The sequence below is a fragment of the Streptomyces fagopyri genome (genome assembly GCF_009498275.1).
GTDB lineage: Bacteria > Actinomycetota > Actinomycetes > Streptomycetales > Streptomycetaceae > Streptomyces > Streptomyces fagopyri.
On the sequence record NZ_CP045643.1, the window covers coordinates 1,603,635 to 1,626,872 of the forward strand.

19 protein-coding genes are annotated in these 23,238 nt (G+C 72.0%); 11 read left to right on the forward strand and 8 right to left on the reverse strand.

From position 1 onward, the window contains the following. Positions 1-630: an isochorismatase family cysteine hydrolase gene (locus GFH48_RS06840; RefSeq protein WP_153287394.1), complete on the reverse strand. Its 630-nt coding sequence runs from the start codon at positions 628-630 to the stop codon at positions 1-3. Positions 631-847: 217 nt separating this feature from the next. On the opposite strand from GFH48_RS06840, the gene GFH48_RS06845 reads away from it, so the two are divergent. Both GFH48_RS06845 and GFH48_RS06850 read left to right on the forward strand, forming a co-directional pair. Then, a complete protein-coding gene (locus GFH48_RS06845) occupies positions 848-1,297 on the forward strand; it encodes a lipocalin-like domain-containing protein (protein ID WP_153287395.1) in 450 nt (149 codons plus the stop codon). 118 nt (positions 1,298-1,415) lie between these two features. Continuing rightward, positions 1,416-1,997, forward strand: coding sequence for a TetR/AcrR family transcriptional regulator (locus GFH48_RS06850; RefSeq protein ID WP_153287396.1), 582 nt, complete (start codon positions 1,416-1,418; stop codon positions 1,995-1,997). 488 nt (positions 1,998-2,485) lie between these two features. Here the strand turns inward: GFH48_RS06850 and GFH48_RS06855 are convergent, their stop codons facing one another. The 3 genes from GFH48_RS06855 to GFH48_RS06865 form a co-directional block, all read right to left on the reverse strand. Then, entirely contained in the window at positions 2,486-5,170 is a 2,685-nt protein-coding gene (locus GFH48_RS06855) for a helix-turn-helix transcriptional regulator (RefSeq protein ID WP_322746981.1), read from the reverse strand. Positions 5,171-5,773: 603 nt separating this feature from the next. Beyond that, positions 5,774-6,598 (reverse strand): NPP1 family protein, encoded by an 825-nt coding sequence (locus GFH48_RS06860; RefSeq protein WP_153287397.1) that lies wholly within the window; start codon positions 6,596-6,598, stop codon positions 5,774-5,776. Positions 6,599-7,042: 444 nt separating this feature from the next. Further along, positions 7,043-8,344 carry an MFS transporter gene (locus tag GFH48_RS06865; RefSeq protein WP_153287398.1) on the reverse strand — a complete coding sequence of 434 codons (1,302 nt, stop codon included), beginning with the start codon at positions 8,342-8,344 and terminating at the stop codon, positions 7,043-7,045. 79 nt (positions 8,345-8,423) lie between these two features. On the opposite strand from GFH48_RS06865, the gene GFH48_RS06870 reads away from it, so the two are divergent. Then, the gene (locus tag GFH48_RS06870; RefSeq protein WP_153287399.1) at positions 8,424-9,023 is read left to right on the forward strand and encodes a TetR/AcrR family transcriptional regulator; all 600 of its coding nucleotides are present in this window, start codon (positions 8,424-8,426) and stop codon (positions 9,021-9,023) included. Positions 9,024-9,124: 101 nt separating this feature from the next. Here the strand turns inward: GFH48_RS06870 and GFH48_RS06875 are convergent, their stop codons facing one another. Then, complete coding sequence (locus GFH48_RS06875) at positions 9,125-10,078, reverse strand: ornithine cyclodeaminase family protein (RefSeq protein ID WP_153287400.1); 954 nt, start codon at positions 10,076-10,078, stop codon at positions 9,125-9,127. Next, the gene (locus GFH48_RS06880) at positions 10,075-10,851 is read right to left on the reverse strand and encodes an IclR family transcriptional regulator (RefSeq protein WP_153287401.1); all 777 of its coding nucleotides are present in this window, start codon (positions 10,849-10,851) and stop codon (positions 10,075-10,077) included. The genes GFH48_RS06875 and GFH48_RS06880 overlap by 4 nt, the downstream gene beginning before the upstream one ends. Before the next feature lie 158 nt (positions 10,852-11,009). On the opposite strand from GFH48_RS06880, the gene GFH48_RS06885 reads away from it, so the two are divergent. The 3 genes from GFH48_RS06885 (at position 11,010) to GFH48_RS06895 (ending at position 14,037) form a co-directional block, all read left to right on the forward strand. Then, positions 11,010-12,335: an amidohydrolase family protein gene (locus tag GFH48_RS06885; RefSeq protein ID WP_153287402.1), complete on the forward strand. Its 1,326-nt coding sequence runs from the start codon at positions 11,010-11,012 to the stop codon at positions 12,333-12,335. Then, complete coding sequence (locus GFH48_RS06890) at positions 12,332-13,420, forward strand: dipeptidase (protein WP_153287403.1); 1,089 nt, start codon at positions 12,332-12,334, stop codon at positions 13,418-13,420. The genes GFH48_RS06885 and GFH48_RS06890 overlap by 4 nt, the downstream gene beginning before the upstream one ends. A 134-nt stretch (positions 13,421-13,554) precedes the next feature. Further along, positions 13,555-14,037 carry a group III truncated hemoglobin gene (locus GFH48_RS06895; RefSeq protein WP_228120426.1) on the forward strand — a complete coding sequence of 161 codons (483 nt, stop codon included), beginning with the start codon at positions 13,555-13,557 and terminating at the stop codon, positions 14,035-14,037. Here GFH48_RS06895 and GFH48_RS06900 read toward each other — a convergent pair. Then, entirely contained in the window at positions 13,997-14,842 is an 846-nt protein-coding gene (locus tag GFH48_RS06900; RefSeq protein ID WP_153287404.1) for a GntR family transcriptional regulator, read from the reverse strand. The two genes, GFH48_RS06895 and GFH48_RS06900, sit on opposite strands and share 41 nt — an antisense overlap. 409 nt (positions 14,843-15,251) lie before the next feature. Here GFH48_RS06900 and GFH48_RS06905 point away from each other — a divergent pair, with 409 nt between their 5' ends. The 3 genes from GFH48_RS06905 (at position 15,252) to GFH48_RS06915 (ending at position 20,274) form a co-directional block, all read left to right on the forward strand. Further along, a complete protein-coding gene (locus GFH48_RS06905) occupies positions 15,252-16,688 on the forward strand; it encodes a cellulose binding domain-containing protein (RefSeq protein WP_153287405.1) in 1,437 nt (478 codons plus the stop codon). Positions 16,689-17,590: 902 nt separating this feature from the next. Further along, positions 17,591-18,334 carry a phosphotransferase gene (locus tag GFH48_RS40070; protein ID WP_407698701.1) on the forward strand — a complete coding sequence of 248 codons (744 nt, stop codon included), beginning with the start codon at positions 17,591-17,593 and terminating at the stop codon, positions 18,332-18,334. Next, positions 18,331-20,274: an ATP-binding cassette domain-containing protein gene (locus GFH48_RS06915; protein WP_153287406.1), complete on the forward strand. Its 1,944-nt coding sequence runs from the start codon at positions 18,331-18,333 to the stop codon at positions 20,272-20,274. The genes GFH48_RS40070 and GFH48_RS06915 overlap by 4 nt, the downstream gene beginning before the upstream one ends. A gap of 356 nt (positions 20,275-20,630) precedes the next feature. On the opposite strand, the gene GFH48_RS06920 is transcribed toward GFH48_RS06915, so the two are convergent. After that, a complete protein-coding gene (locus GFH48_RS06920; RefSeq protein WP_153287407.1) occupies positions 20,631-21,530 on the reverse strand; it encodes a LysR substrate-binding domain-containing protein in 900 nt (299 codons plus the stop codon). Positions 21,531-21,670: 140 nt separating this feature from the next. Between GFH48_RS06920 and GFH48_RS06925 the strand changes: the two genes are divergently transcribed. Further along, entirely contained in the window at positions 21,671-22,684 is a 1,014-nt protein-coding gene (locus tag GFH48_RS06925; RefSeq protein WP_153287408.1) for an aldo/keto reductase, read from the forward strand. Positions 22,685-22,715: 31 nt separating this feature from the next. Beyond that, positions 22,716-23,141 carry an SRPBCC family protein gene (locus tag GFH48_RS06930; protein ID WP_153287409.1) on the forward strand — a complete coding sequence of 142 codons (426 nt, stop codon included), beginning with the start codon at positions 22,716-22,718 and terminating at the stop codon, positions 23,139-23,141. The last annotated feature ends 97 nt before the right edge of the window (positions 23,142-23,238 follow it).

Consider the following 23,238-nt stretch of genomic DNA (forward strand, 5'->3'; position numbering starts at 1 on the left):
TCAGTGGTCTCCGTTCTCCAGTGTCCGCAGGAGTTCCGCGGCGGTGGTGATGCTGTGGGCGTAGGTGGGTCCGTTGAGTTCGTGGGCGGCGTGCATCATCTCGGGCTTGAACGCGGCGGTGGCGTCGCGGACGAGGGTCACGTGGTAGCCGAGCTCCATCGCGTACCGGCCGGTGGACTCGATGCACGTGTTGGCGAGCAGGCCGACGAGGATCACATGGGTGACGCCGTGCTGCTTGAGCTGGAAGTCCAGGTCGGTGTTGGCGAAACCGCTCTGCGCCCAGTGCTCCTGCGCGATCACGTCACCGTCGGCGGGCTGGAGATCCGGGTGGAACTCGCCGCCCCAGGTGCCCCGGGCGAAGCTGTGGCGCTCCCCCACGAGTCGCTGGGTGGGGTTGGGGTGGTCCCAGCCCTCGTAGTCGCCCTCCTGCCAGCGGCGGTGGGGGACGAAGGCGATCCGCAGCTCCGCCCGGCGGCCGGCGGCGATGACGGCGCGCAGGTTGTCCAGCAGACCGACGTCGGTGGCCACCTGCTGGACGGCGGGCCAGATCTTGCCGCCCTCCGACAGGAAGTCGTTGTAGGGGTCGACCAGCAGAACCGCGGTGCGGGTGGGGTCGTAGATGTCCGTCATGGTGCGCCCTTCTCGGTGTGTCCCACTCTAGTCTGGATGACTTGCATCATCCTCATTCAGGATGGCCAGCGTCATCCTGAATGTCAAGGTGAGCTACCCCGCACCAGAGACGGTCTGTATGATGTCCATCATCCACATTTCACCGCACCGGACCTCCCCGCCACCCCGTACGAGGGCGGCGGGGACCGTCGGGAACCGAGAACCGGTTGGGAGCCCCATGAACCCCGATGAACTGCGCAAGGACCTCGTCGGCGCCTGGCGCCTGGTGTCGTACCGGGCCACCGCCGTGGAGGACGGCGAGGTCGTCGAGCCCTTCGGCCCGCGGCCCCAGGGCCTCATCACCTACACACCCGGCGGTCACATGTCGGCCCAGATCATGCGTCCGCGGCGGCCCCTTTTCCGGCACGGGCGCCTGGAGCAGGGACTGCCCGAGGAGCTGACCGCGGCGGCCGGCGGCTACCTGGCCTATGCCGGGACCTACGAGATTCCCGAGGACGACCTCGTGCTCCACCACGTCGAGCTGAGCCTGTTCCCCAACTGGGTGGGCACCACCCTGGCCAGGGTCGCCGGCCGGGACGGCGACCGACTCACGCTCTCGCTGCCCGAGCCCGCCCTGATCTGGGGCGCCCGCCGCACGGGCGTCCTCGTCTGGGAGCGCGCGCGGTGACCCTCGCCCGGCCGCGGCCGGCCCGGCGGCCCGGCAGGCCGGTCCGCGCAGGGGATATGATGTCCGTCATCCACAATTGATCGGTGCAGCTTGCCGTCGTAGACCGGGAGGTCGTGCAATGGGTCACTCCCAGGCAGCCAAGGCGGAGTCGCGTGACCGGGTCCTGAAGATCGCCGCCCGCCGCATCCGCGAGGAGGGGCTGACCCGCCCGGGGGTCGCCGAGCTGATGAACGAGGCCGGTCTGACCCACGGCGGGTTCTACAAGCACTTCTCTTCGCGTGAGGACCTGATGCGTCAGGCCGCCGCCCTCGCCCTGGTCGACGGGGAGACCAAGATGGCGCGGGCCGCTCGCCGCAACCGCGAAGAGCCCCGTACCGGACTGATCGACTCCTACCTCAGCGCCCGCCACCGCGACGCCCCGGGGACGGGCTGCGCGGTGGTGACGCTCGGTGCCGCGGCGGGCCGCGGCGAGGCCGAGATGAAGGAGGCGTACGAGAAGCAGGTGCGCAGCTATCTGGAGCTCATCAGCGGGACGGAGGACGGCGAGGACTCCGACGAGGCGCGGGCGGACGCCATGCTCACGCTGAGTGCGATGGTCGGCGCGCTGCTGATGTCGCGGGCGGTCGCCGATCCCGAGCTCTCCGATCAGCTGCTGCGGACGGTCGCCGCACGGCTCAAGGGCGCGCCCGTACCGTCCTGACCGCGCGCGTCCGGCCCCGGAGGACCGGCACCGTTCGTGCAGGACCGGCGCCTGTCGCGAGGACCGCCGCCTGTCGTACCGGTCGCCCGTTGTCCCGGTCGCCCGTTGTCCCGGTCGCCCGTTGTCCCGGTCGCCTGTCGCGCCGGTCGCCCGTCGTCCCGGGCACCTGTCGTCCCGGTCGCCCGTCGCCGCCCGTCCGGTCCCCCGCGGGCAGATCGGGCCCGCGCCGCCGGGGAAGGGCAACGACCATCGCCGTGTCCACCCCCTCGCGCCGGATCGGCGGGCGGTGTCCGGTGCGGTGGGTCGCCCGGCTGAGGATCTCGCTCGTACGGAGGATCTCGCGCGCACAGGGCGTACCCGGGGGGCATCCGGCGCACCCGGGCGATCCGGCGACGCGACGAGGTGCCGTACCCGCGCCGGCCGCCCGACGGGAAGGGGTGGCCACGGCCCGGCGGCCGCACCGTCGCCCGGCCCGGTGGATGCGTGGGCTACGACGGACGGCGCGCGTGATGCGGGGACGCTCCCGGGGGCACCGTCCTGAAGGTCCGGGCCAGTTCGCGTCGGGTGGTGACGCCGAGTTTGGCGTAGGCGCGCTGGAGGTGGTTGTCGACGGTGCGCACCGACAGGGCCAGGATCTCGGCGATGTCCTTGCTGGCGTTGCCGGCCGAGGCGAGCAGCGCGATCTCGTGTTCGCGGGCGGTGAGCGGCTCCGTGGCCTGGCCGATGGTCAGCAGCGGTGTGCGGGCGCCCTCGCAGCGGGCCAGGGCCGCGCCGGCCCGGTGGGCGACCGCCGAGGCACGGCGGGACGCGTGAGCCCGGCGCCAGGCGGCCGAGGCGGCCGTGGCCGCCTCGGCGGCGAGCAGGTCCGCGCCGACCGCCTGGCACGCGTCCGCGGCCTGGAGGAGCCGGCCCGGGTCGTCGTCGGCGAGCGCCGCCGCCAGCCGGGCCCGGGCCGGGGCGAGCGCCCCGTCGCACCTGTGGGCGAGTTCGGCCAGCCTGTCCGCCGCGTCCTTGGCTCCGCCGAGACGGGCCACGTCGGTCAGCAGCAGCGCCTCCCCGGTGAGATGACCGGTGCCGCGGGCGGTGCCCGCGGCGGCGGTCAGCAGGGCCCGTGCCTCCCCCAGGTGTCCGCGGGTCGCCAGCAGCCATGCCTCGCCCAGGTGTTCCTCGCCGGCGGACAGCAGGCCCGGTGCCAGTGGTGGCAGGCCGCGGTACTCCGCGAGCGTGGTCTCGGCCGCCTCCAGGTCCCCCAGTACGGCGGCGCAGGCGGCGAGCCCGCCGAGCACCGGGCGCAGCGCCATGACGTGGTCGATCCCGCGGGCCAGGGCGGCGGCCTCGGCCCACCAGCCGCGGGCGGTGACGGGATGCCCGGCCAGCCACTCGACGCGGCCGAGGAACACCGCCATCCAGACCCGCACCACGGAATCGGCGGCCACCAGTTCGGCGTAGGCGCGCTCCCCCTCCCGGAGGGCTTCGGCCAGGCGGCCGGCTTCACCGAGGGCGAGGACGAGCGGGATGCGCTGAACGGCGGGATGCGACACCAGGGCGTGCTCGTCGACCCGCCGGTGTCCCGCGTGGGCGCGTTCCGCCCAGGCCGCGGCCTCGCCGGTGCGGCCCACCAGCGCCAGGCCGAACGGCTTCATCCAGGCGCCTCGCAGCCAGACGTTGACGTCGGCGGCGTCGCCCACGTCGGTCTCCAGGTCCTCCAGGAGGGCCAGCCCCCGAACCGGGCCGCCGGCGGCGATCCGCATGAAGCCCTCGTTGATCTCCAGTTTGCGGCGGTCCGCGGGGGCGGTGATCCCGGCCAGGGTGGCGTCGTTGACCGCGAGTGCCTCGGTGAGCGGGGCGTTGCTCCACAGCAGATTCGTCGTCCGGACCAAGGTGACCGCCAGTTTCTCCCGTGTGTCGACGGCACGGGCGTCGGCCTGTGCGAGCGCCGCCTCGGCCTCGTCCCAGCGGCCCGTCTCGAAGAAGGCGTTGCCGAGCGTCAGGCCGGTGGTGGTGGTGTGGTGCTTCTCCGGCAGGGCGGTCAGAAGTGCGACGGTCTGGTGGTAGTCGTGGGCGTGGCGGGCCAGCACGGCGGCCTGCACGAGCAGGGCGGGGTCGGCGGTGCCGGTGGCGGCCAGCCGCCAGGTGGCGACGCGCAGCAGATCGCCGCGCCGGCGGGCGCCACGGGCCTCGACGCGTGCGGCCTGGTCCAGTAACAGGGTCCGGCGGCGCAGTACCGGCAGTGCGGCCCGCAGCACTTCGCCGTACAGGGGGTGGGCCAGCGTCACGGTGACGCGCCGCCGGTCCTGGACGACGCGGATCAGTCCCGCCTCTTCCAGGGCTGCCAGCACCCGGGGCGGAGCGAGGGCCTCGGCATCGGCCGGCGGCAACGGCTCGCACAGCGCCAGCAGTTCCAGGACGGGCCGGCCCGCGGAGGCGGCGGCCAGCCGGGCGCCGATCACCTCGGTCAGCCGCGCGGTGCCCGGCAGCCGCCCCTCGCGCAGGTGCCAGATCTCCCCGTCCTCGGTCAGGTCACCGGCGGTCAGCGCACCGAGGACCAGTTCACGCAGGTACAGCACGTTGCCGCCGCTCGCGAGCGACAGTTCGTGCACAGTGCGCCGGTCGACCGGTCCCCCGAGCACGGCCGGCAGCAGTGCCTCGGTCTGCTCCGCGGTGAGTACGGTCAGGTCGACCCGGGAGACCTCGTCCCCGCCGCGCAGCGCCGCGACCGCCTTGCCGTGCGGCTCGCCGGCGCGGACGGTGCCGATCAGCAGGATCGCGCCGGCGTCCATCAGCTGCCGCAACAGCACCGCCGAAGCCGCGTCCAGCAGGTGCAGGTCGTCGACCAGCAGCACCCACCGTCGCTGTCCCGGCCCGGCGGCCAGCCCTCGCACGACGGCGGCGAACCCGGCCACCGGGTCGGACAGGTCCACCCCGGCCGGCAGCAGATGGGCGATCGCTCCCAGCGGCACCGCGCCCGCCGCGGCGCTCGCGGTGGCCCGCCCCACCCGGAATCCCGCCGCCGCGGCCCGGTCCAGGCACTCCTCCGCCAGCCGGGACTTCCCCACCCCGGCCGGACCGCCCACCACGAACCCCCGGCACTCCGGCTCGGTCAGAGCCACGGCGAAGGCGTCGATTTCCGGCCCGCGCCCCACCAACGGCCATCGGCCCATCCGATCCCGCATCCCGGCTCCCCCCGGCAGGACAAGACACGCGGGGGCACCCCGGACGAGCGCCCCGGCAGCGCTCCACGGCGGCACCGCGCACCCACCCGGCACCGCGCATGACGCGTTTGACGCTCTGTCAGCCTAGGAAGGTGCCGGGCCGGCGGCCAACCGGCTCTCCGGCCCTTCTCGAGAAGCTCGCCACCGCTGCCGGCGACTCGGTCCGCGCCGCCGGCGCTGTCGGTGCCGCCGGCGCCCATGAGGACGGCGCCCTCGGCCGCTCGGGTGCCGTCCACCGGATCCGAGCCCCGTGCCGCGCCCCCATGACCGCGCCCCGGATCCGGTCACCGGACAGCACCGCGCCGTGGAGCCCGGCCCTGGTTCGGGTCAGGCTCCACGGCGTCCGGCCGGCGTGGGCGGTCACGGCGGCGGCCATGGTCGGTGACGGCCGTGGTCAGTGACCGTTCGGGCCGTCACCCCGAGGCTGCCGGCCGCGGGTCCCGTCGCGTCATACGGGCTCCGCGAGCGCTGCTCGACATCTCCCCGGTGCTCTGCCGGGTGCTCCGCCGACGTGCCGTGTCCCGGCACGGTCCGAGCACCCGAGGAGGTGTTCCGCTCCCGGTGTCAGTTCCACGGGTCGAACGGGATCCCGGCGGGCTTGGAGGCGTTCAGGAGATTGCGGAAACGGTCGTCCTTGTCCGTGGTCTTGATGGTGGCCGACCCGAAGTCCGCGTTCATCAGCCGGTCGCGCAGTTCGATGGTGGGCCAGCCGTTCCAGTCCACGATGGGAGGCTGACGCCAGTTGTGGTAATGGTTCTCCGGAGGCTCGTCGTTGTTGTTGGCGAGCCGGAAGAAGTGCGTGCCCAGGCCGTCCTTGTGGTACACGATCTTGGGGTGCGAACCGTCGAACCGGACCTCGGAACGCGCGTACGTCTTCTGGCTGGAGTGCTGCGTGGTCGAGACGTACTCCACCTGGTTGGACGCCTGGTTGATCCAGGAGATCACGTGCTCGAAGTCGTGGCGGTGTCCTCCGAGGCCGCTGCCGGCCACCGCCTGGTCCTTCTCGAAGTAGCTGGCGTACACGACGGCACACCACCCGTTGTTGCACTTCGAGCGCGCGTAGGTCTGCGTCCGGTCGAGGTCGGACTGGTCACGGCAACTGCCGTTGACGGCACCGGTGGTGTTCAGACCGGGATTGAGCGTCCCGTCGGGAGCGATGGCGGCGACCGGGTAGCAGCCGTCGCCGTCGTAGTCGTACGCGGGCGAGAACGACGCCTCGTACCCGCCGGCGTTCTGGGGAAGATTCGGCAGGTTCTCCGCCTGGGCCACCGCCGAGGGGAGCGCGACGGTCAGGACGGTGGCGCCGAACAGCACCCCGAACCAGGACGCCTTCCGCTTCAGGCGTCCGGGAGCCGGCTGACGTACTCCGGGTGATGACAGGTTTCTCATTTCCGCCCTCTCGAAGAACTCGGTAACCGTTCGCTGCGGCATCGCTTCACAGCAAGATCACTCCTGCCCCCATGAGACGTGATCTCCATGTCCCGCAGACGAGTAATCTGTAATGTACCGGCCAAGTTTTCAAGAGCTTTCGGAAACAGCGACTTTGCGGCGGACCATCACGCCCGCCATCCCGGGGAACCTGTCGCCCCCGGTGCCGGAACTAAACCACCCCATGTCTGAAATGAGCTTTCCCGCAGCCGAGTCGACGTCCCGCGGGCTACCGGAATCCACGATGGCGCGGCTATCCGACACGTCGTCATATCAGGCGATTCCCGGGGTGATCCGGCGGTCCCGGCCGACCTCGGGAAAGGTGCGGAAAGGCGGGGAAAGTCGGAGAAAGGCATACCGTCCCGCACCGGCGCGCGGAATTCACGGGCCGGTGCGGGGCCGTTGTCACCAGTCCTCGACTCCGGCGATCCGGTCGCGGCGGTCGGTGTTCCTGGCGCGGGCGGTGCGCAGCCACTGGGCGACGAGCGCGAGGGCGCTGAAGGCGATGACGGCCGCGCTGTAGACGACCGAGGTCTCGTGCAGGCCCACGTTCGTGGTGGCGAACCCGGCGACCACGGCGGGGATGCTGAAGGCCAGGTACGAGATGACGAACGCGACCGCGAACAGCTCGCCCCGCTCGGCCGGTTCGGCGATCCTGGCCAGCGTGCCGAAGCTGGCCAGGGCCGAGCCGCCGAAGCCGACTCCGGCGATGGCGGTGCCGACGGCGGCCATCGTGAGCGAGTGCTCCTGCACCCCGGTCAGACCGACCGCCGTCCCGACGAGCAGCAGGCCCGCCGCCAGGGCGAGGGTCCGCTCGGTGGGCCAGCCGCGCAGCAGGAAGACGGTGACCGAGGCGGGTCCGCAGAGCAGGGTGACCACGAGGCCGCCGATGACATGGCTGGACAGACCGAACAGATTGGCCGCCACGGACGGACCGAGCGCCAGGTACAGCCCGCCGAGGGCCCAGCTCGCCACCAGGATCGGTACGAGGGCGATCAGGTCGGAGCGCAGTCGCGGAGCGACACCCAGACGCGGCCGCAGCGACCGCGCGGCACCCGGCCGGCGCTGTGCCGTCTCGGGCAGCAGGGCGACGAGCAGACCGGCGAGGACCACTCCCGCGAGCAGCAGCGCGTAGACCAGCCGGGTCGGGTGCGGCCCGTACTCCGCGAGGAAGCCGCAGCCCAGCGCACCCAGGCCGAGTCCGAAGGTCGGGGCCGCTCCGGTGATGACACCGGCGCGATGCGGTGCGTGGGGCGGGTTGAGATCGACGAGTGTCGCGCCGAGCGTCGTCATGGCCGCACCCGTGGCGATGCCCTGCACCAATCGGGCGGTCAGAAGTATCGAGACGTCGCCGGCGACGATGAACAGGACCATCGCCACGGCTTCGAGGGCGATGGCGGCGGCCAGGACGGGCCGGCGGCCGATGTGGTCGGACAGGGCCCCGAGCACCAGGAGCGCGGCGATCATGCCGGCCACGTACACGGCGAACACGCCGGTGAGCGTGGTGGCCGAGAAGCTCCATTCGTGCTGGTAGATGACGTAGAGCGGGGACGGCGCGCTCGACGCGGCCATGAACAGGATGAAGACGGCCGCGATGGAGGCGAAGGCCACCGGGCGGCTCAGCCCCCGTCGCGCACGGCTGCCCGGCGGCTCGGGCATGACCGGGGTTGCCGGGGTGTTCTTGTAGCGCGTGGGTGCGTCAGACATGCGGCGCCCTCTCCGAATGCAGTGATCGTTGCGTTAACTACCGTAGCCCTAACGCAGCGATGAGTGCGATAATTTCCGTATGACCGAAGCAACAGCTCATGCCCGTCCCGGCGGCCGCTCCGCGAAGGTGCGAGCGGCCGTTCACCACGCGGTCGAGGAACTGGTCACCGAAGAGCCGGTCGAGGCGCTGACCATCCCCGTCATCGCGGCGCGCGCCGGCGTGCACGCGACCACCGTGTACCGGCGCTGGGGTTCGGTGGCGCAGTTGCTGAACGATGTGGCCACCAGCCGGTTCAGCGGCGACGTGGTGGTTCCGGACACCGGTTCCCTGTCGGGTGACCTGGAGCGGTGGATGGGCGACGTGGCCACCGACCTCGCCGACCCCGACGTCCTCGCCCTCATGCGCGCGGCCATCGGCTCGGGTCCGGAAGGCGGGTGCGCCTGCTCGGCCGACCGGCACGCACAGCTCGGCGCGATCATCGAGCGGGAGCAGACGCGCGGCGGCGAGGTCCCGAGCGTGGGCAGGGCCATCGACACGCTCCTCGGCCCGCTGTACTACCGCGCGATCTTCAGTGCGCAGCCCGCGTCCAGCGAGTGGGCGCGGGGCCTGGTGGCGACGCTGCTGGCGGCGATCCGGCGTGAGGCTCCCCTCGGACCGGGCGGCTCACCGACCGGGTGAGCGGGGGCGCTCACCGACCGGGTGAGCGGGGGCGTACGGGTGCGGGCGCCGCGGCCCCGCCACGGTGTCCGGACGGTCCAGAAGGACGGTCCACGTCGTCGTCAGAGGTCGACCCTCGTCCCCCACCCGGCGGCCGAGGCGACGGCGTGGACGACATGCGCGGCGGCCACGTCCAGGGCGGCGTGCCCGGTCGACTTGAACACGGTCAGCTCCTCCGCGGTCCGCCGTCCGGGGTGGTCCCCGGACAGCACGCGGCCGAGCAGGGTGACCGTCCGCCCCGCGGGCAGATCCTGCAACTCGTGGGCTCCGGCCGGGGGTTCGGCCGTGGCCGCGCCCTCCCACTCGGCGAAGAGCGCCGCGTCCCGCAGGGTGCCGGTGTCCAGCTCTGGACCGTGCGAACCGCCGACCGAGCTGATGTGGGTGCCGGCCGCGAGCCAGTCACGGCGCACCACGGGCCGGGTCGCACCGGTGCAGCAGAAGACGACGCCCGCCGCGCGGACCGCCGCCTCGACACCCGTGGCCGTCCTTCCCTCGGGATGCAGGTCGGCGGTGAGCCGGGCGCGGAGCGGGTCACGGCCCACCACGACGACGGGCGCGGTCGGGTCGAGCGCCGCGAGCAGGGCGACCTGGGCGCGGGCCTGGGCGCCGGTGCCGATCACGGTCGCCGGTCCGGCCGGTTCGGCCGCGGCCAGGGCGCGGGCGCTCCAGGTGGCGGCGGCGGCCGTCCGGATGCCGGTGAGGGACTCGGCGTCCATGAGGGCCAGCGGCCGGCCGTCGTCGGCGTCGAAGAGGGCCACCATCCCGCGGTGCGCGCTGCGGCCGGGGCGGTCGGGATCGCCGAACACGGAGACGAGCTTGGCCGCGAGGCCGAGCCCCGGAACGTGTCCGGGCATGGCGCCCAGCAGTCCGCTCGCGGTGCGCGCGGCGATTCTGGGCGGCGCCGACACCTCTCCCCGGCCGATGGCGACGAGTGCGGTCGCGACCGCCTCCATGACGCGTGGGGGGTCGAGGGCGGCGCGGGTCCGGGACCGGTCGAGGACGAGGACCCCGGTCATGCCGGTACCTCCGTCGCGGCGGTCACGGCCCCGGTCGAGGACAGCAGGCGCCCCAGTTCCTCGGCGGCCTCACGCAGCCGCTGTTTGAGAAGGAGGAGCCGCGCCGTGTCGATCTCCGCGTCGAGACCCACCACGGTGAGGGCGCACAGAGGGGTCCCCTGGTCCACGACCACCGCGCGGCTCAGCGAGGCGACCGGCTTCTCGTTGCGGCCGTGCTCGACGGCGAACCCGGACCGCCGGGTGCGTTCGATCTCCGCCACCAGCCCTCCAGGCCCGCTGAGGGGGTGCCCCGCCTCCTCGGCCGGGCGGAGATAGGGTCCGCGCGCGTCCGGTTCGAGCGCGGCGACCAGGGCCAGGGGGCCCGCGAACCGGTGGACGGGCAGCGCCTCGCCGAGCAGGCGCGTGATCATGCCGAGGCGCTCGGGCCGTACGACGTCGATCACCCGGGAGCGGTCCTCCTCGAGGACCTGGAGGTTGACCATCATCTCCGTGGCCCCGGAAAGTCCGAGCAGTACCGGCCGGGCCAGGGCGACGAGGGAATGGCGCGCGGCGGCGGCGGACAGCTGGAGGACCGCCGTGCCGGGGAGGTAGCGGTCGCCGGCGCGCAGCACCCAGCCGCGCCGGACGAGATCCAGCAGGATCCGGTACGCGGTCGCCCGGTGCAGGTCCACGGCCTCGGCCAGGTCGGTGAGGCGCGGCGGCCGGGGCGAGCGGGCCACGGCCTCGACCAGGTCCAGTGCCTTGTCCACCGCCGTACGGGGGGCTTCGGGCATGGGAGCACTCCTTGTGGCATCGGGTCCCGGCGTGGCGGCGGATCTCCGCCGGCCCGGGGTCCTTGCGGAAGGCGGGCGGAGCGGGGGTACAGTGCCGGATGTTTCCAGTGACGATACGACTGTTGCGCTGAGCGTAACAGTCCTGCCGAGAGGTGAAGATGGCGGACGACAACGCGGGCGCACCGACCCCCTACGCCCCCGCGGCGCCGGGCACGGTCGCGGTCTATCGCGGTGCCACTCTGTTCGACGGCACCGGCGGCCCCCTCCGGCCCTCGACGACGATCGTCATCGACGGCCCGGTCATCCGCGCCGTCGGCGACGACCGCGCGATCGGTGCCGACCTGCCCGCCGACGCCGAGGTCCACGACCTCGACGGACGCTTCGTCGTACCAGGACTGATCGACTCCCACCAGCACCTCGCCACCCCGCCCGACCGGCCGGCCGCCGAGGCGGTGCTGCGCCGGCTCGCCTTCGGCGGCGTCACGGCCGTCCGTGACATGGCCGACGACCTGCGCCACGTGGGCGATCTCGCCAGAGCCACCCTGGTCGGCGAGATCCCCGGCCCGGACATCCGGTACGCCGCCCTGATGGCAGGGCCGGGATTCTTCGACGATCCGCGCACCCACCAGGTCACCCGGGGCGCGACCCCCGGCGAGGTGCCGTGGATGCAGGCCGTCACCGCGGACACGGACCTTCCGCTGGCCGTGGCGATGGCGCGCGGCACCCACGCGTCCGCCATCAAGATCTACGCGGACCTGGACCGTGACACGGTCGCCGCCATCACCGCCGAGGCGCACCGCCAGGGCATCCACGTCTGGGCCCACGCGACGGTCTTCCCGGCGACACCCGGCGACCTCGTCGCGGCCGGCGCCGACAGCCTCTCGCACGTCACCCTGCTGCCCTTCGAGGCGGTCGAGGACCGGCTCATCAGCTACCGCGACAAGCCGCCCGTCGATCACGCCCGGTTCACCTCGGGGGACGACCCCCGGCTGGCCGCGCTCTTCGCGCGCATGAGGGAACGCGGTACGGTCCTGGACGCGACCGCCGGGATGTGGCTGAGCGATCTCCTGGCCGGTGACACTCCCGAGTCCGCGGCCCGCGCGCGGGCCGACGTGGAGCTCGCCGCGGCCCTCACCGCCCAGGCCCACCGGTCGGGCGTCGCGATCTCCACCGGCACGGACTACGAGACCGACCCAGGGGCCCCCTTTCCCGCTCTCTACGAGGAGCTCGACTTCCTCGTCCGCCGCTGCGGCATCCCGGCCGGCCAGGTACTCCACTCGGCGACGCTCGTGGGCGCCCGGAGCGCGGGCGCCGAGGACGTCATGGGCAGCGTCGAGGCGGGCAAGCTCGCCAACTTCGCGGTCCTGGACGAGAATCCGCTGGACGATGTGGGAAATCTGCGGAGCATCACACTCACCGTCAAGCGTGGACGCCGCTTCGAGCGCACCGAGTTCGGGCGCACCGACCCCGAGGGATCCCGATGACCGACACTCCGATGATCATCAACGCGCTCGGGCAGCTGGACAACCCCAACGCCCCCGCCTCGGTGGACGCCGCCGCCCAGCTGAACCCGTCCAGCGAGCAACTCACCATCGACAAAAAGACCTTGGCGGATGCCCACGCCTCGGGCCTGACCGCGGTCAACATCACGCTCGGCTACACGATGGGCGATCTCCCTCCGTACGAGCACACCCTCCACGAGATCGCCGTGTGGGACGCGCTCGTCCGGGACCACTCCGCCGACCTCACCAAGGTCCTCACCGCCGCCGACATCCGCCGCGCCCGCGCCGAGGGCAGGATCGGCGTCATCTACGGCTTCCAGAACGCGGTGGCCGTGGGTGACGACACCGGGCGGATCGCGACCTTCGCCGACCTCGGGGTGCGCGTCGTCCAACTCACCTACAACCAGGCCAATCACATCGGCGACGGTTCGATGGCACCGGAGAACCGGGGCCTGAGCGACTTCGGGCACCGTGTCGTCGACGCGCTGAACGAGCGGCACGTCATGGTCGACCTCTCCCACAGCGGGGAGCGCACCTGCCTGGACGCCGCCGCGTACTCCCGGCAGCCCGTCTCCGTCAACCACACGGGCTGCCGCGCCCTCGCCGACCTGCCCCGCAACAAGACCGACGAGGAGCTGCGTCTGGTCGCCTCCCGCGGTGGATTCGTGGGCATCTACTTCATGCCGTTCCTCTCGCTGTCCGGGCACGCCCGCGCGGAGGACGTCGTCGACCACATCGCGCACGCCGTGAACGTGTGCGGTGAGGACCACGTGGGCATCGGCACCGACGGAACGGTCACCTCGATCGACGACCTCGACGCCTACCGCGCCCACCTCGCCGAGCACGTCGCCCTGCGCCGCGAGGCCGGTGTCGGCGCGGCCGGCGAGCGCGCCGACACCCTGCCCTTCGTCATCGACCTGCGCGGTGTGAACCAGTTCCGGGAACTGATCCGTCTGCTGGAGGCCCGCGGATACGGTTCGCGTCGCATCGAGAAGATCCTCGGTACGAACTTCCTCGACTACGCCGAGCGGGTCTGGACGCCGGTCACCGGCTCGTCCCGTTCGTGAACGAGGCGTTCACGCCCTCCGCCGTCCCGGAGGGCGTGACGACGGGGGCCGAGAGAAAATATGCATCTTGGATACCAGTTTTGCTAGGATGGGGTCGCGTACCGCGCCGCCCGCGTCCTGGAAAGGCTGTACCCATGGCTCCCGATCATGACCTCTCGGACCGCGACGACGTGTCCGCCCTGGTCGACGAGTTCTACCGGCGGGCTTTCACGGACCCGTTGATCGGGCCGGTGTTCACCGACGTCGCCCGCATGGATCTGGCCGCCCACCTGCCGGTGATGTGCGACTTCTGGGAGACGGTCCTCTTCAGGGCGGGCCTCTACCGCCGCAACGCCCTGCTGGTTCATGTGCGACTGCACCGGCTCGCCCCTTTGGAGGCCGAACACTTCGCGCGCTGGCTGGCCCTGTGGACGGACACCGTGGACCGTCTGTTCAGCGGCCCGAAGGCCGAGCTGACCAAACGCCAGGCCGAGCGGATCGGCGGATCGCTGCTGCGCAGGGTCCAGGGCGCGGACGCCGGAGAGGTGATCTCCTTCCACCGGGTGAGACCCACCCCGCACGAAGAACCGCCGGCCGTCACAGGTCGCCCTGCACCACACCCCGGGTGGAGAACGTGACGGGCCCGCCCGGCATGAAGTCCCCCGGCGGGATGCCGGGGTGATGACCGTCGGGCGGGGAGGGGTGTTCGGCGCGCGGACCGAGCGCCAGCCGGGAGACGATGCGGTACCGGTCGCCCCGGTAGATCGAGTGCACGTACTCCACCGGCCGGTTGCGGGTGTCCGAGGTGAGACGCTCGAAGAGGAGAGCCGGTGACAGCTCCGGCACGTCGAGCAGGTCCGCCTCGCCGCGGGTCACCACCGTGGGCTCGATCGCCTGCACCGCCTCACTGACCTGGACTCCGTGGCGGTCTTCGAGGTGCTGGTACAGATCGCCGTTCTCCAGTTCGTGCCGGGTGAGGTCCGGCGCCAGGTCCGCCGGGACGTGGAGGTACTCGATGGCCATCGGGGAACCGTCGACCAGCCGCAGACGTGCCACGTAGCGGATCTCCGCCGCGGGCGAGATGCGCAGCTTGCGGCCCACCCGCGCACCGGCCCGCTGCGTGCTGAATTCGAGGAGTCGGCTGGTCCAGGTGCCCGCGGCCTGGGGAAGGCTGAAGGTCCTGCGGTCCGGGACCAGTTCCTGCGTGATCTTCTCGCCCGCCACGAACATGCCGCGACCGTGCTCGCGCACGAGCAGTCCGGCGAGGACCAGTTGGTCCACCGCCGCCCGCAACGTGGGCCTGGATACGCCGAGTTCGGCGCACAGGGCGCGCTCGGAGGGAATCGCGTCACCCGGACGGCGCTCCTCGATCAGTTCGAGGACGGCGTCGCGCACCTTCTCACGCTTCAGCAGCGCACGGGAGGCGGCCGGGTCGATCTCCATGCGGGACTCTCGATCGTCGTCGGGACGGGGAACTGGTATGGCCCTGACCATAACTGGTCTGCTGGTAAATGGTTTGGGAGCGCCAGGAAACAACGGAGTGGGTCTCCCGGCCACTCGTTCGCTCCCCAAATCCCGTACAGGATAAGGGGGTTGACGCACGCATTGGTCTATGCCACCTTCAACCGACACCAACTGGTAAACCCGGATGGTCAACTGGTCAACCACGATGTGCCGTCCGTCGTCAGGTCCCCCGGAGGCGAATCGCGAAGTACCGCACGCTCACCCCGCCCGGCACCACATCGCCGCACGCCGGACTCACCGCACGCTCCTCATCCTGGCGCCCCCGACGGCTGCCCTCCCCCCGGCCCTCCCGCGCGCAGCGGGAGTCCCCCCTGAAAGGAACCCCCAGATGAGAACCCGTCCCCCCGCCGGCCGCGGCCGTGTGGCCCTGGCGCTGTCGGCACTGCTGGGCAGTACCGTCCTGGCCGCCCTCCCCATGACCGTGACCGCCTCCGCCGCGGCCGACGGTGTCGCCGTTCAGTACCGCACCAGCGCCGCCGGGGCCACCGCCGATCAGAGCGAGCCCTGGTTCAAGGTACGCAACACCGGTTCCTCCACCGTCCAGTTGAGCCAGGTGAAGATCCGCTACTACTTCAAGGCGGACTCGGCGAGCGCCTCCTACCGATTCGCCTGTTCCTGGGCGGTCAAGGGGTGTGCCAACATCACGGGCACGTTCGGCGTACTGGCCCACCCCACCGCCACCGCGGACCGCTACCTGGAGGTCGGCTTCACCTCGGGGGCCGGATCACTGGCGGCGGGCGCCGACACCAGCGACATGCAACTCCGCTTCTACCAGTCCAACTGGCAGACCCTGAACCAGGCGGACGACTACTCCTTCAACCCCTCCCAGACCTCGTACGCGGACTGGAACAAGGTCACCGCGCAGCTCGCCGGCACCACCGTGTGGGGCACGGCACCCGACGGCAACGACCCCACGGATCCCACCGACCCCACGGACCCGACCGACCCGCCCGGCGGAGGCCAGAGCCTGTTCGACGACTTCAACTACGCGTCGTACACCGACCCCGCCATCGCCGCCCACGGCTGGAACATCCGCTCCAACTCCGGCGGTCCCGGGGTCCCGGGCGCCGGCTGGGACCCTTCCAAGGTCACCTTCCCCACCGCTTCCGGCAACACGGTGATGAACCTGGAGACCTCAACCGCGGGCACCGCCGAGTCCACCAGGCAGACCGAAGTCGTCTCCAGGAGCACGAAGTTCAAGAACGGCACCTACGCGGCCCGGGTGAAGTTCTCCGACACCCCCAAGTCGGGGCCGGACGGCGACCACCTCGTGCAGACCTTCTTCACCATCAACGACCTCAAGGCCCCGATGGCCGACGACTACTCCGAGTACGACTTCGAGTACCTGCCCAACGGCGGCTGGGGCGAGAGCGGCAACATCCTGTACACCACGTCCTGGGAGACGTACAACCCCGACCCCTGGCAGGCCGTCAACCAGCACACCGAGGGCCGTCAGAGCTACGCCGGATGGCACGACCTGGTGCTCACCATCGACAACAGCAGCATCAAGTACTACATCGACGGGCAGCTCTTCGGCACCCACGACGCCCAGTACCTGCCCGAGCGCCCGATGTCGATCAACTTCAACCAGTGGCTGATCGACCTCGCAGGACAGACCTCGACCACAGCACGCGCCTACGACGAGCAGGTCGACTACGTGTTGCACGTCAAGGACCAGGTCCTCACCCCGGCCCAGGTGGCCGCGAAGGTGGCCGCGTACCGCACCGCGGGAACGAGGTTCGTGGACGAGGTCCCGGCCTCCTGACACGGCATGCCCCGACGCCGGCCTCCCTGATGTGACGGTTCACCGAGACCGCCACCGAGGGGAGGCCGGCGTCGCACGTATGCCCTCGGGACGTCCTCGGCAAGGGGAAGGGGACCGAGTCCCGGACAGGCACAGTTCGAGCCGTCCTCGCCGCCGCTCCACCACGGGATCCCGCACCACGGTTGAAGAATCCTTATCGTCCGCCCCCGGCCCAGGCCAGGACGTGGGGCGGCCCCGGCCGGCCGCCGTCGCGGCGCCCGCCCCGGCCGGCCGGATCGCGGCCCCCTCCCCCGCTGACTGTCAGTGGTGTGCACGAGAGTGCCGTCGCGGTCCCCGCACACGCCGTACCCGAGGAGACCGATGCGGTCGACGCCCCGCGCAATCCCCCGTTCGGGCCACATCGCCATCACCGTCGCCTTGACGAGTGAATCGAACGGGCCGACGCCGGACGATCAGGCCGACAGCACTTGCCCACACCGCCACGAATCGAACTTCCGCCCGATCATTCGCTCCGCGCACCCCGTATCGGTCCTGTGATCAGTGCAGTTGTCCGAGTTGCTTCGACCGCTTCCCCGACCAAGGAGAATCCCGTGAATCCCGTACTCGTCCTCGCCGCCCTCCGGCCCGTGTTCGAAAACCCTCCCACCCGGACCATCTCCCCGGCCGCGCTCCGGCGCCCGGTCGACGCGCGCCGCGCTCTGTTCGTCTCCGCGTCACGACCGTCGTCGAGGTGGGGTGCGTGACCGACTCGACCATGCCCGCACCGGCCCTGCTCACCTGGGCCGGCCAGGAACTCGGCGTACGGGTCTCCGTCACGGCCGACACCCCCCACCCCCGTCGGACCCCCCCACGGGAACCCCCGTGTCTGGGTTCTCCACCGCCCCGACGGCGCCCGGTTCCATCTGAAGGTCTCGCCCCGGCCCCTGGCGTACGAGAGGGAGACCCTCGCGCTGCGGCACGCGGTCCCGGCCCTCGGAGCCGGCCGCGCACCCCAGCTGCGCGCCTCGAACGCCGAGCACCTGGCCCTGCTGCTGACCACCGTCCCGGGCCGCCCGCTCCGGCAGGCGGCCCTCTCCCCCGCCAAGGAGGTCCGGGCGCACCGCCAGGGCGGGGTCCTGCTGGCCCGGCTGCACGCGGCCGGCGACCTGTCCGGGCCCCGGCGTACGGAGGCCGAGCAGGCCCTGCGCGCCGTGGCCGACGGCGCCGGTCCGCTGCTGCGGCAGGCCGGCGACCGGATCACGTCCGCGGAGCACGGGTACGTGCGTGGTCTGACCGAGCGGCTGCGCGTCCTTCCGCCCCTGCCGCTCGCGTTCATCCACGGTGCCGCCGGGCCCCGGAACCTGCTGTGGTCCCGGTCCACGGAGCAGGCCGCCTGGATCGGTTTCGAGCGGGCCCGGTTCGCCCCGGCGGTGCGGGACTTCGTACCGATGAGCTGCGGGATCTGGGCGGACCGGCCCGACCTGCGGGCCGCGTGCTTCCAGGGATACGGCCGCGGCCTGGTACCCGAGGAGCGGTACGCGCTCAGCGCGCTGGCCGCTCTCGACGCGGTGGGCTGTCTCGCCCGGGGCCCCGCGCTCGGCGATCACGAGGTCACCGCGCGCGGACGGCGCACCCTGGACCGGCTCATGACGGGGGTGTTCGCATGACGGCGCCCCGCGGCGAGAAGGCCACCCCCGTCGTGGAGATCGCCGGCGGCCTCGGCAGGACGGTGTCGCTCCCCGCGGCACGCGACGGGGCCCCGCAGCCGGCCGCACCGCCCGAACTCGACTACAACGGACGCAGACACAGGCGCGCCATGGACGACGCCACGCTGATGGACATGGCCCGCCGAATCCCGCGGGCACTCGCGCAGACGGCCCGGCTGGCCTGGTCCGTGGACCGGCGCATGGCGGCCACGATCGTCGGATGCCAGCTGCTGTCCGGCGTGGCGACGGCCGTGATGCTCGGCGCCGTCGCCCGGGCCCTGCCACGGCTGGCCGCCTCCGACCCCCGCGACGGGCTGACCCACGCGTGGCCGGCCCTGGCCGTCGCGATCGTGGCGATGGCCGGCGGCGCTGCCATGTGGATCATCGCCGACTGGGCGACCCGGCGACTCAACCCGAAGATCGCCTCGGCGGCCGATCTCACCCTGGTCGACCTCCACATGCGCGCCGACCTCTTCGCCTACGACACCGAGGGATTCAGCGACCGCAGCCAGGCGGCGGAGATCGGGTCACTGCGGGCCGTCGACCTCGCCGACGACGCGAAGACCCTCACCAACGGACTCGTCCAACTGGCCTCCGCGGCGACCGTCCTCACCTCGCTGCATCCGCTGCTCCTGGGCGTGCTGCTGCTGTCCGTGATCCCGCGCGGGATGGGCGGGGTGATCGCGGCGCGCATCGACTACCGCGTCCACGACCGCACGCTCTCCGCCCGCACCGTGCGCGGCATGATGCGCTGGTGGCTGACCACCGCGGATCTCGCCGACGAGTTGCGCGCCAACACGATGCGCCCGTATCTGCACTTCTGGTACCGGACGATGTGCGACCGGGTCGAGGGCCGCGAGCTCGAAGGCGCCCGTCCGTACCTGCTCGTGACTCTGCTGGCCGCCTCACTGGCGGGGGTGTTCACCCTCGGCATGTGGGCGTCGCCGGCCGCTCTGGTACTGGCCGGAGCGATGTCCGCGGCGCTCGCGGGCACGGCGGTCGTGGCCTCCCGGACGGCGGGGCGCGCGCTCAACTCGATCGTGCGGTACGGCGCGGTGATGTTCCATCACGGCCTCTACCTGAACGACTACTACACCTTCGTCGACGAGGTCAGGTCCACGGTGACGGCCCGCGGCGCGACGCGGGTCGAGGCACCGAGGCAGATCCGGTTCGAAGGCGCCGGATACACCTACCCCTCGAAGGACGCACCGGCCCTGCACCCGGTCGATCTCACCCTCGACCGCGGTGAGGTCGTCGCCCTGGTCGGCGAGAACGGCGCCGGCAAGTCCACCCTGATCAGGCTGCTCACCGGCCTGACCACGGCCGGCGAGGGCGCTGTCCGGTGGGACGACACCGATCTGGCCACCGCGGACGCGGAATCGGTGTGGCGGCACGTCGGCCTCGTGCCGCAGCGGACCGGGCGCTGGCCGCTGGCCGCCCGGGAGAACATCACCCTCGGCCAGCCGCGCGAGGACGGCGACGACCGGATCTGGGCGGTCGCGAACCGGGTCGGCATGGACGACACCCTGCACGGACTCCCCGGCCGGCTCGACACCCTGCTGGCCCGGTCCGTGTGGGGCGGGCACGAGCTGTCCGGCGGCCAGTGGCAGCGGCCGGCCTGTGCGCGGGCGATGTACCGGGGGCCGGCCGTTCTCGTCCTGGACGAGCCGACCAGCGAGATGGACGCGCGGGGCGAGCACACGATCTTCCGCGAGCTGCGCGAGATGGCCCCGGACCGCATCACGATCGTGGTCACGCACCGGCTCGACGACGTGCGGATGGCCGACCGGGTCGTCGTGCTCGACCAGGGCCGCATCCGCGAACAAGGACGCTTCGAGGATCTCGTGGCCGCCGAGGGCAGTCTCCTGGGCGAACTCCACGCCCTCTCCAAGGACCGCTGACTCCTGGGCCGGGTCCCACACCAGGGGCCGCGCCACATCCCGGCACGGCCTTCCTGGGCCGGGTCCCACACCAGGGGGCCCTGCCACACCCCGGCACGGCCCCCTGGCCGGCCCGTCCGACACCCGCCCGCACCCGCCATCCGGCAGTGCTTGGAGATTTGAGGCTGCCCGGGGTGTTGGGGTGTGTGGCGTCGTAGGTCAGATGGGGGGCACCTCCGAACATCCCGGGCACTTCCAGCACCCCAAGCCTCCGGGCACCCCGGACACTCCCAACACCCTCAAGCCCCCGAACACCCCAAGCACCCCCGGTCACCCTCGGTCACCCCCGGAGGGACCCTCCCTCGTGCGCCCCACGCTCACACGGCGTCCCGTCCCGCGAGGACCGTTTCGCGGAACTCGGCCACCACGGGCCGGAGATCGATCCGGTGCCACGCCGCCCACAGCCGAACGGACCCCCCGTCCCAGGGCAGTTCACGGATCGCGACGCCGTCCGACGTGCCGCGCACCATGCTCCTCTGGATGAGCGCCAGGCCGAGGCCGGAGGCGACCAGGCCCAGCGCGGTGAGGGGATCGGCCGCGTCGAGGCGGATGTCGGGCGTGAAGCCGGAGGCGACGCACGACGCGACGAACGTGTCGCGCCAGGCCGGGTCCGGGGCATCGCCCACCACGATCCACGGCTGCCCGTCGAGGGCTTCCGGCGTCAACTCCCGCCGCTCCGCGAGGGGATGTCCGGCGGGCAGTACGAGCAGCAGCGGATCCCGCAGCAACGGCGCCGAGTTGAGGTCCGGGTCGTCCTCGGGCGGTGGGGTGCGTACCAGCGCGATGTCCAGGCTGCGCTGCCGCAGTCCCTCGAACTGCTCGCCCGACTCCTGGTCGTACAGCGCGACGTGAATGCCCGGCCGCCGGTCGCGCAGGGTGCGCAGGGCGGAGGGCAGGATGCCCGTATGCATCGCGTCGGCCACGTATCCGATGCACAGGCCGCCCTCCTCCCCGCGGCCGAGCCGTCGGCCGAGGTTCTCCAGCCGGTCGGCGTGGCGCAGCAGGGCCCGCGCCTCGGTCAGGAAGACCCGGCCGTCGGAGGTCAGCCGGATGCGCTGCTGGCTGCGTTCGAAGAGGGTGAGTCCCAGGTTCTTCTCCAGCTGGGCGATCTGCCTGCTGAGGGGTGACTGGGAGATGTGCAGCCGTTCGGCGGCTCGACCGACGTGTTCGGCCTCGGCGACGGCGACGAAATAGCGGAGTTGTCGCAGGTCAAGCATGTAGGACCTCAAAGGACTCAACTATGTCCAAGCAAGTCTTGGACAGTCTCATGTACAGATCCTAGCCTCGAACACGTAAGACCGGCGGATCGCCCGTTCCCTGACGAATCCGCCCCGATCTCCACCCCTGAGGATCTTCCATGAGCATCAAGTCCCTGCTGCCCGGCTCGCTCGGCTTCGGCACCGCACCGCTCGGCAACATGTTCCGCGCCATCCCGGAGGAGGAGGCGGCGGCCACCGTCGAGGCCGCCTGGGACCAGGGCATCCGCTACTTCGACACGGCACCCTTCTACGGCGCCGGCCTCTCCGAGATCCGGCTCGGCGACGCACTGGCCCACCACCCCCGTGACGCGTTCGTGCTGAGCACCAAGGTCGGCCGGGTCATCCTGGACGAGGCCGAGGATCCGTCCGCCCGTGACCTCGGCGAGAAGGGCGGCCTCTTCGAACACGGCCGTCCGAACAAGATGGTCAACGACTACTCCGCCGACGCCACCCTCCGCTCCATAGAGGACAGCCTCAAGCGCCTGCGGACGGACCGTCTCGACATCGTGTGGGTGCACGACGTCGCGCAGGACTTCTACGGAGACGAGTGGACGGCCGTCTACGAGAGCGCGCGCACCGGCGCCTTCCGCGTTCTGCAGAGGCTGCGCGAAGAGGGCGTCATCAAGGCGTGGGGGCTGGGTGTCAACCGGGTGGAGCCCCTGGAGATCACCCTCGACCTGGACGAACCGAAGCCCGACGCCTTCCTCCTCGCCGGCCGTTACACCCTGCTCGACCACGAGCGTGCCCTGCAGCGTCTGCTGCCCGCCGCCGCTGCCCAGGACGTCGACATCGTGGTCGGCGGCCCGTACAGCTCGGGAATCCTCGCCGGAGGCACGCACTTCGAGTACCAGAAGGCGCCCGCCCACATCATCGACAAGGTGGAGCGCATCAAGGCGCTGGCCGAGCGGCACGGGGTGGGGGTCAAGTCCGCCGCGCTGCAGTTCTCCCTCGCCCATCCGGCGACGACGGCCGCGATCCCCGGAGCCACCAGGCCCGGTCGCATCGCGGAGGACGTCGCCGCTCTCACCGAGAGGATCCCCGCCGGGTTCTGGGCGGATCTGCGCGCGGAGCGGCTGGTGGCACAGGACGCTCCCGTGCCCGCCGCCGCCTGACCCGTTCACCCCGAGCCAAATGGAGAATCCCGTGGCCACGACCACCGCGTCCCTCGACGTCCCCGCCTCGCCCGACCGCGTCTGGCGGCTCATCGGCGGCTTCGGCTCACTGCCCGACTGGCTGCCGTACATCCCCACCAGCGAACTCGGCGAAGGCGGACGCGTCCGGCGTCTCACGAACGAGGAAGGCGGCGTGATCGTCGAGCGCCTCGAAGCCTTCGACCACAAGGCCAGGACCTACAGCTACTCCATCCTCCAGGCGCCCTTCCCCGTCACCGGCTACCTCTCCACCCTCACGGTGCACGAGACCTCCCGGCAGGACAGGGCCCGCGTGGAGTGGTCCGGCGCCTTCACACCGGACGGCATCGGCGACGACGAGGCCATCGCCCTGTTCCAGGGCATCTACACGGACGGTCTCGCCGCGCTGCACCGGACCCTGACGCCGCCCGCGGGCTGACACGAGCGCGGGGTCCACCACCAACCGGTCCCCGGGCGACGGCCGTCGAGGGAGGGCGCGCCCCACGTGCGGACGTGTCCGGGAAGCCCGACGGGTT

Coding starts and splice junctions, on each gene's coding strand:
- GFH48_RS06895 (WP_228120426.1), top strand. CDS start 13,555: ATGGCTCCCGATCATGACCTCTCGGACCGCGACGACGTGTCCGCCCTG.
- GFH48_RS06850 (WP_153287396.1), top strand. CDS start 1,416: ATGGGTCACTCCCAGGCAGCCAAGGCGGAGTCGCGTGACCGGGTCCTG.
- GFH48_RS06915 (WP_153287406.1), top strand. CDS start 18,331: ATGACGGCGCCCCGCGGCGAGAAGGCCACCCCCGTCGTGGAGATCGCC.
- GFH48_RS06840 (WP_153287394.1), bottom strand. CDS start 630: ATGACGGACATCTACGACCCCACCCGCACCGCGGTTCTGCTGGTCGAC.
- GFH48_RS06860 (WP_153287397.1), bottom strand. CDS start 6,598: ATGAGAAACCTGTCATCACCCGGAGTACGTCAGCCGGCTCCCGGACGC.
- GFH48_RS06845 (WP_153287395.1), top strand. CDS start 848: ATGAACCCCGATGAACTGCGCAAGGACCTCGTCGGCGCCTGGCGCCTG.
- GFH48_RS06865 (WP_153287398.1), bottom strand. CDS start 8,344: ATGTCTGACGCACCCACGCGCTACAAGAACACCCCGGCAACCCCGGTC.
- GFH48_RS06880 (WP_153287401.1), bottom strand. CDS start 10,851: ATGCCCGAAGCCCCCCGTACGGCGGTGGACAAGGCACTGGACCTGGTC.
- GFH48_RS06870 (WP_153287399.1), top strand. CDS start 8,424: ATGACCGAAGCAACAGCTCATGCCCGTCCCGGCGGCCGCTCCGCGAAG.
- GFH48_RS06890 (WP_153287403.1), top strand. CDS start 12,332: ATGACCGACACTCCGATGATCATCAACGCGCTCGGGCAGCTGGACAAC.
- GFH48_RS06925 (WP_153287408.1), top strand. CDS start 21,671: ATGAGCATCAAGTCCCTGCTGCCCGGCTCGCTCGGCTTCGGCACCGCA.
- GFH48_RS06885 (WP_153287402.1), top strand. CDS start 11,010: ATGGCGGACGACAACGCGGGCGCACCGACCCCCTACGCCCCCGCGGCG.
- GFH48_RS06905 (WP_153287405.1), top strand. CDS start 15,252: ATGAGAACCCGTCCCCCCGCCGGCCGCGGCCGTGTGGCCCTGGCGCTG.
- GFH48_RS06900 (WP_153287404.1), bottom strand. CDS start 14,842: ATGGAGATCGACCCGGCCGCCTCCCGTGCGCTGCTGAAGCGTGAGAAG.
- GFH48_RS06855 (WP_322746981.1), bottom strand. CDS start 5,170: ATGCGGGATCGGATGGGCCGATGGCCGTTGGTGGGGCGCGGGCCGGAA.
- GFH48_RS06920 (WP_153287407.1), bottom strand. CDS start 21,530: ATGCTTGACCTGCGACAACTCCGCTATTTCGTCGCCGTCGCCGAGGCC.
- GFH48_RS06875 (WP_153287400.1), bottom strand. CDS start 10,078: ATGACCGGGGTCCTCGTCCTCGACCGGTCCCGGACCCGCGCCGCCCTC.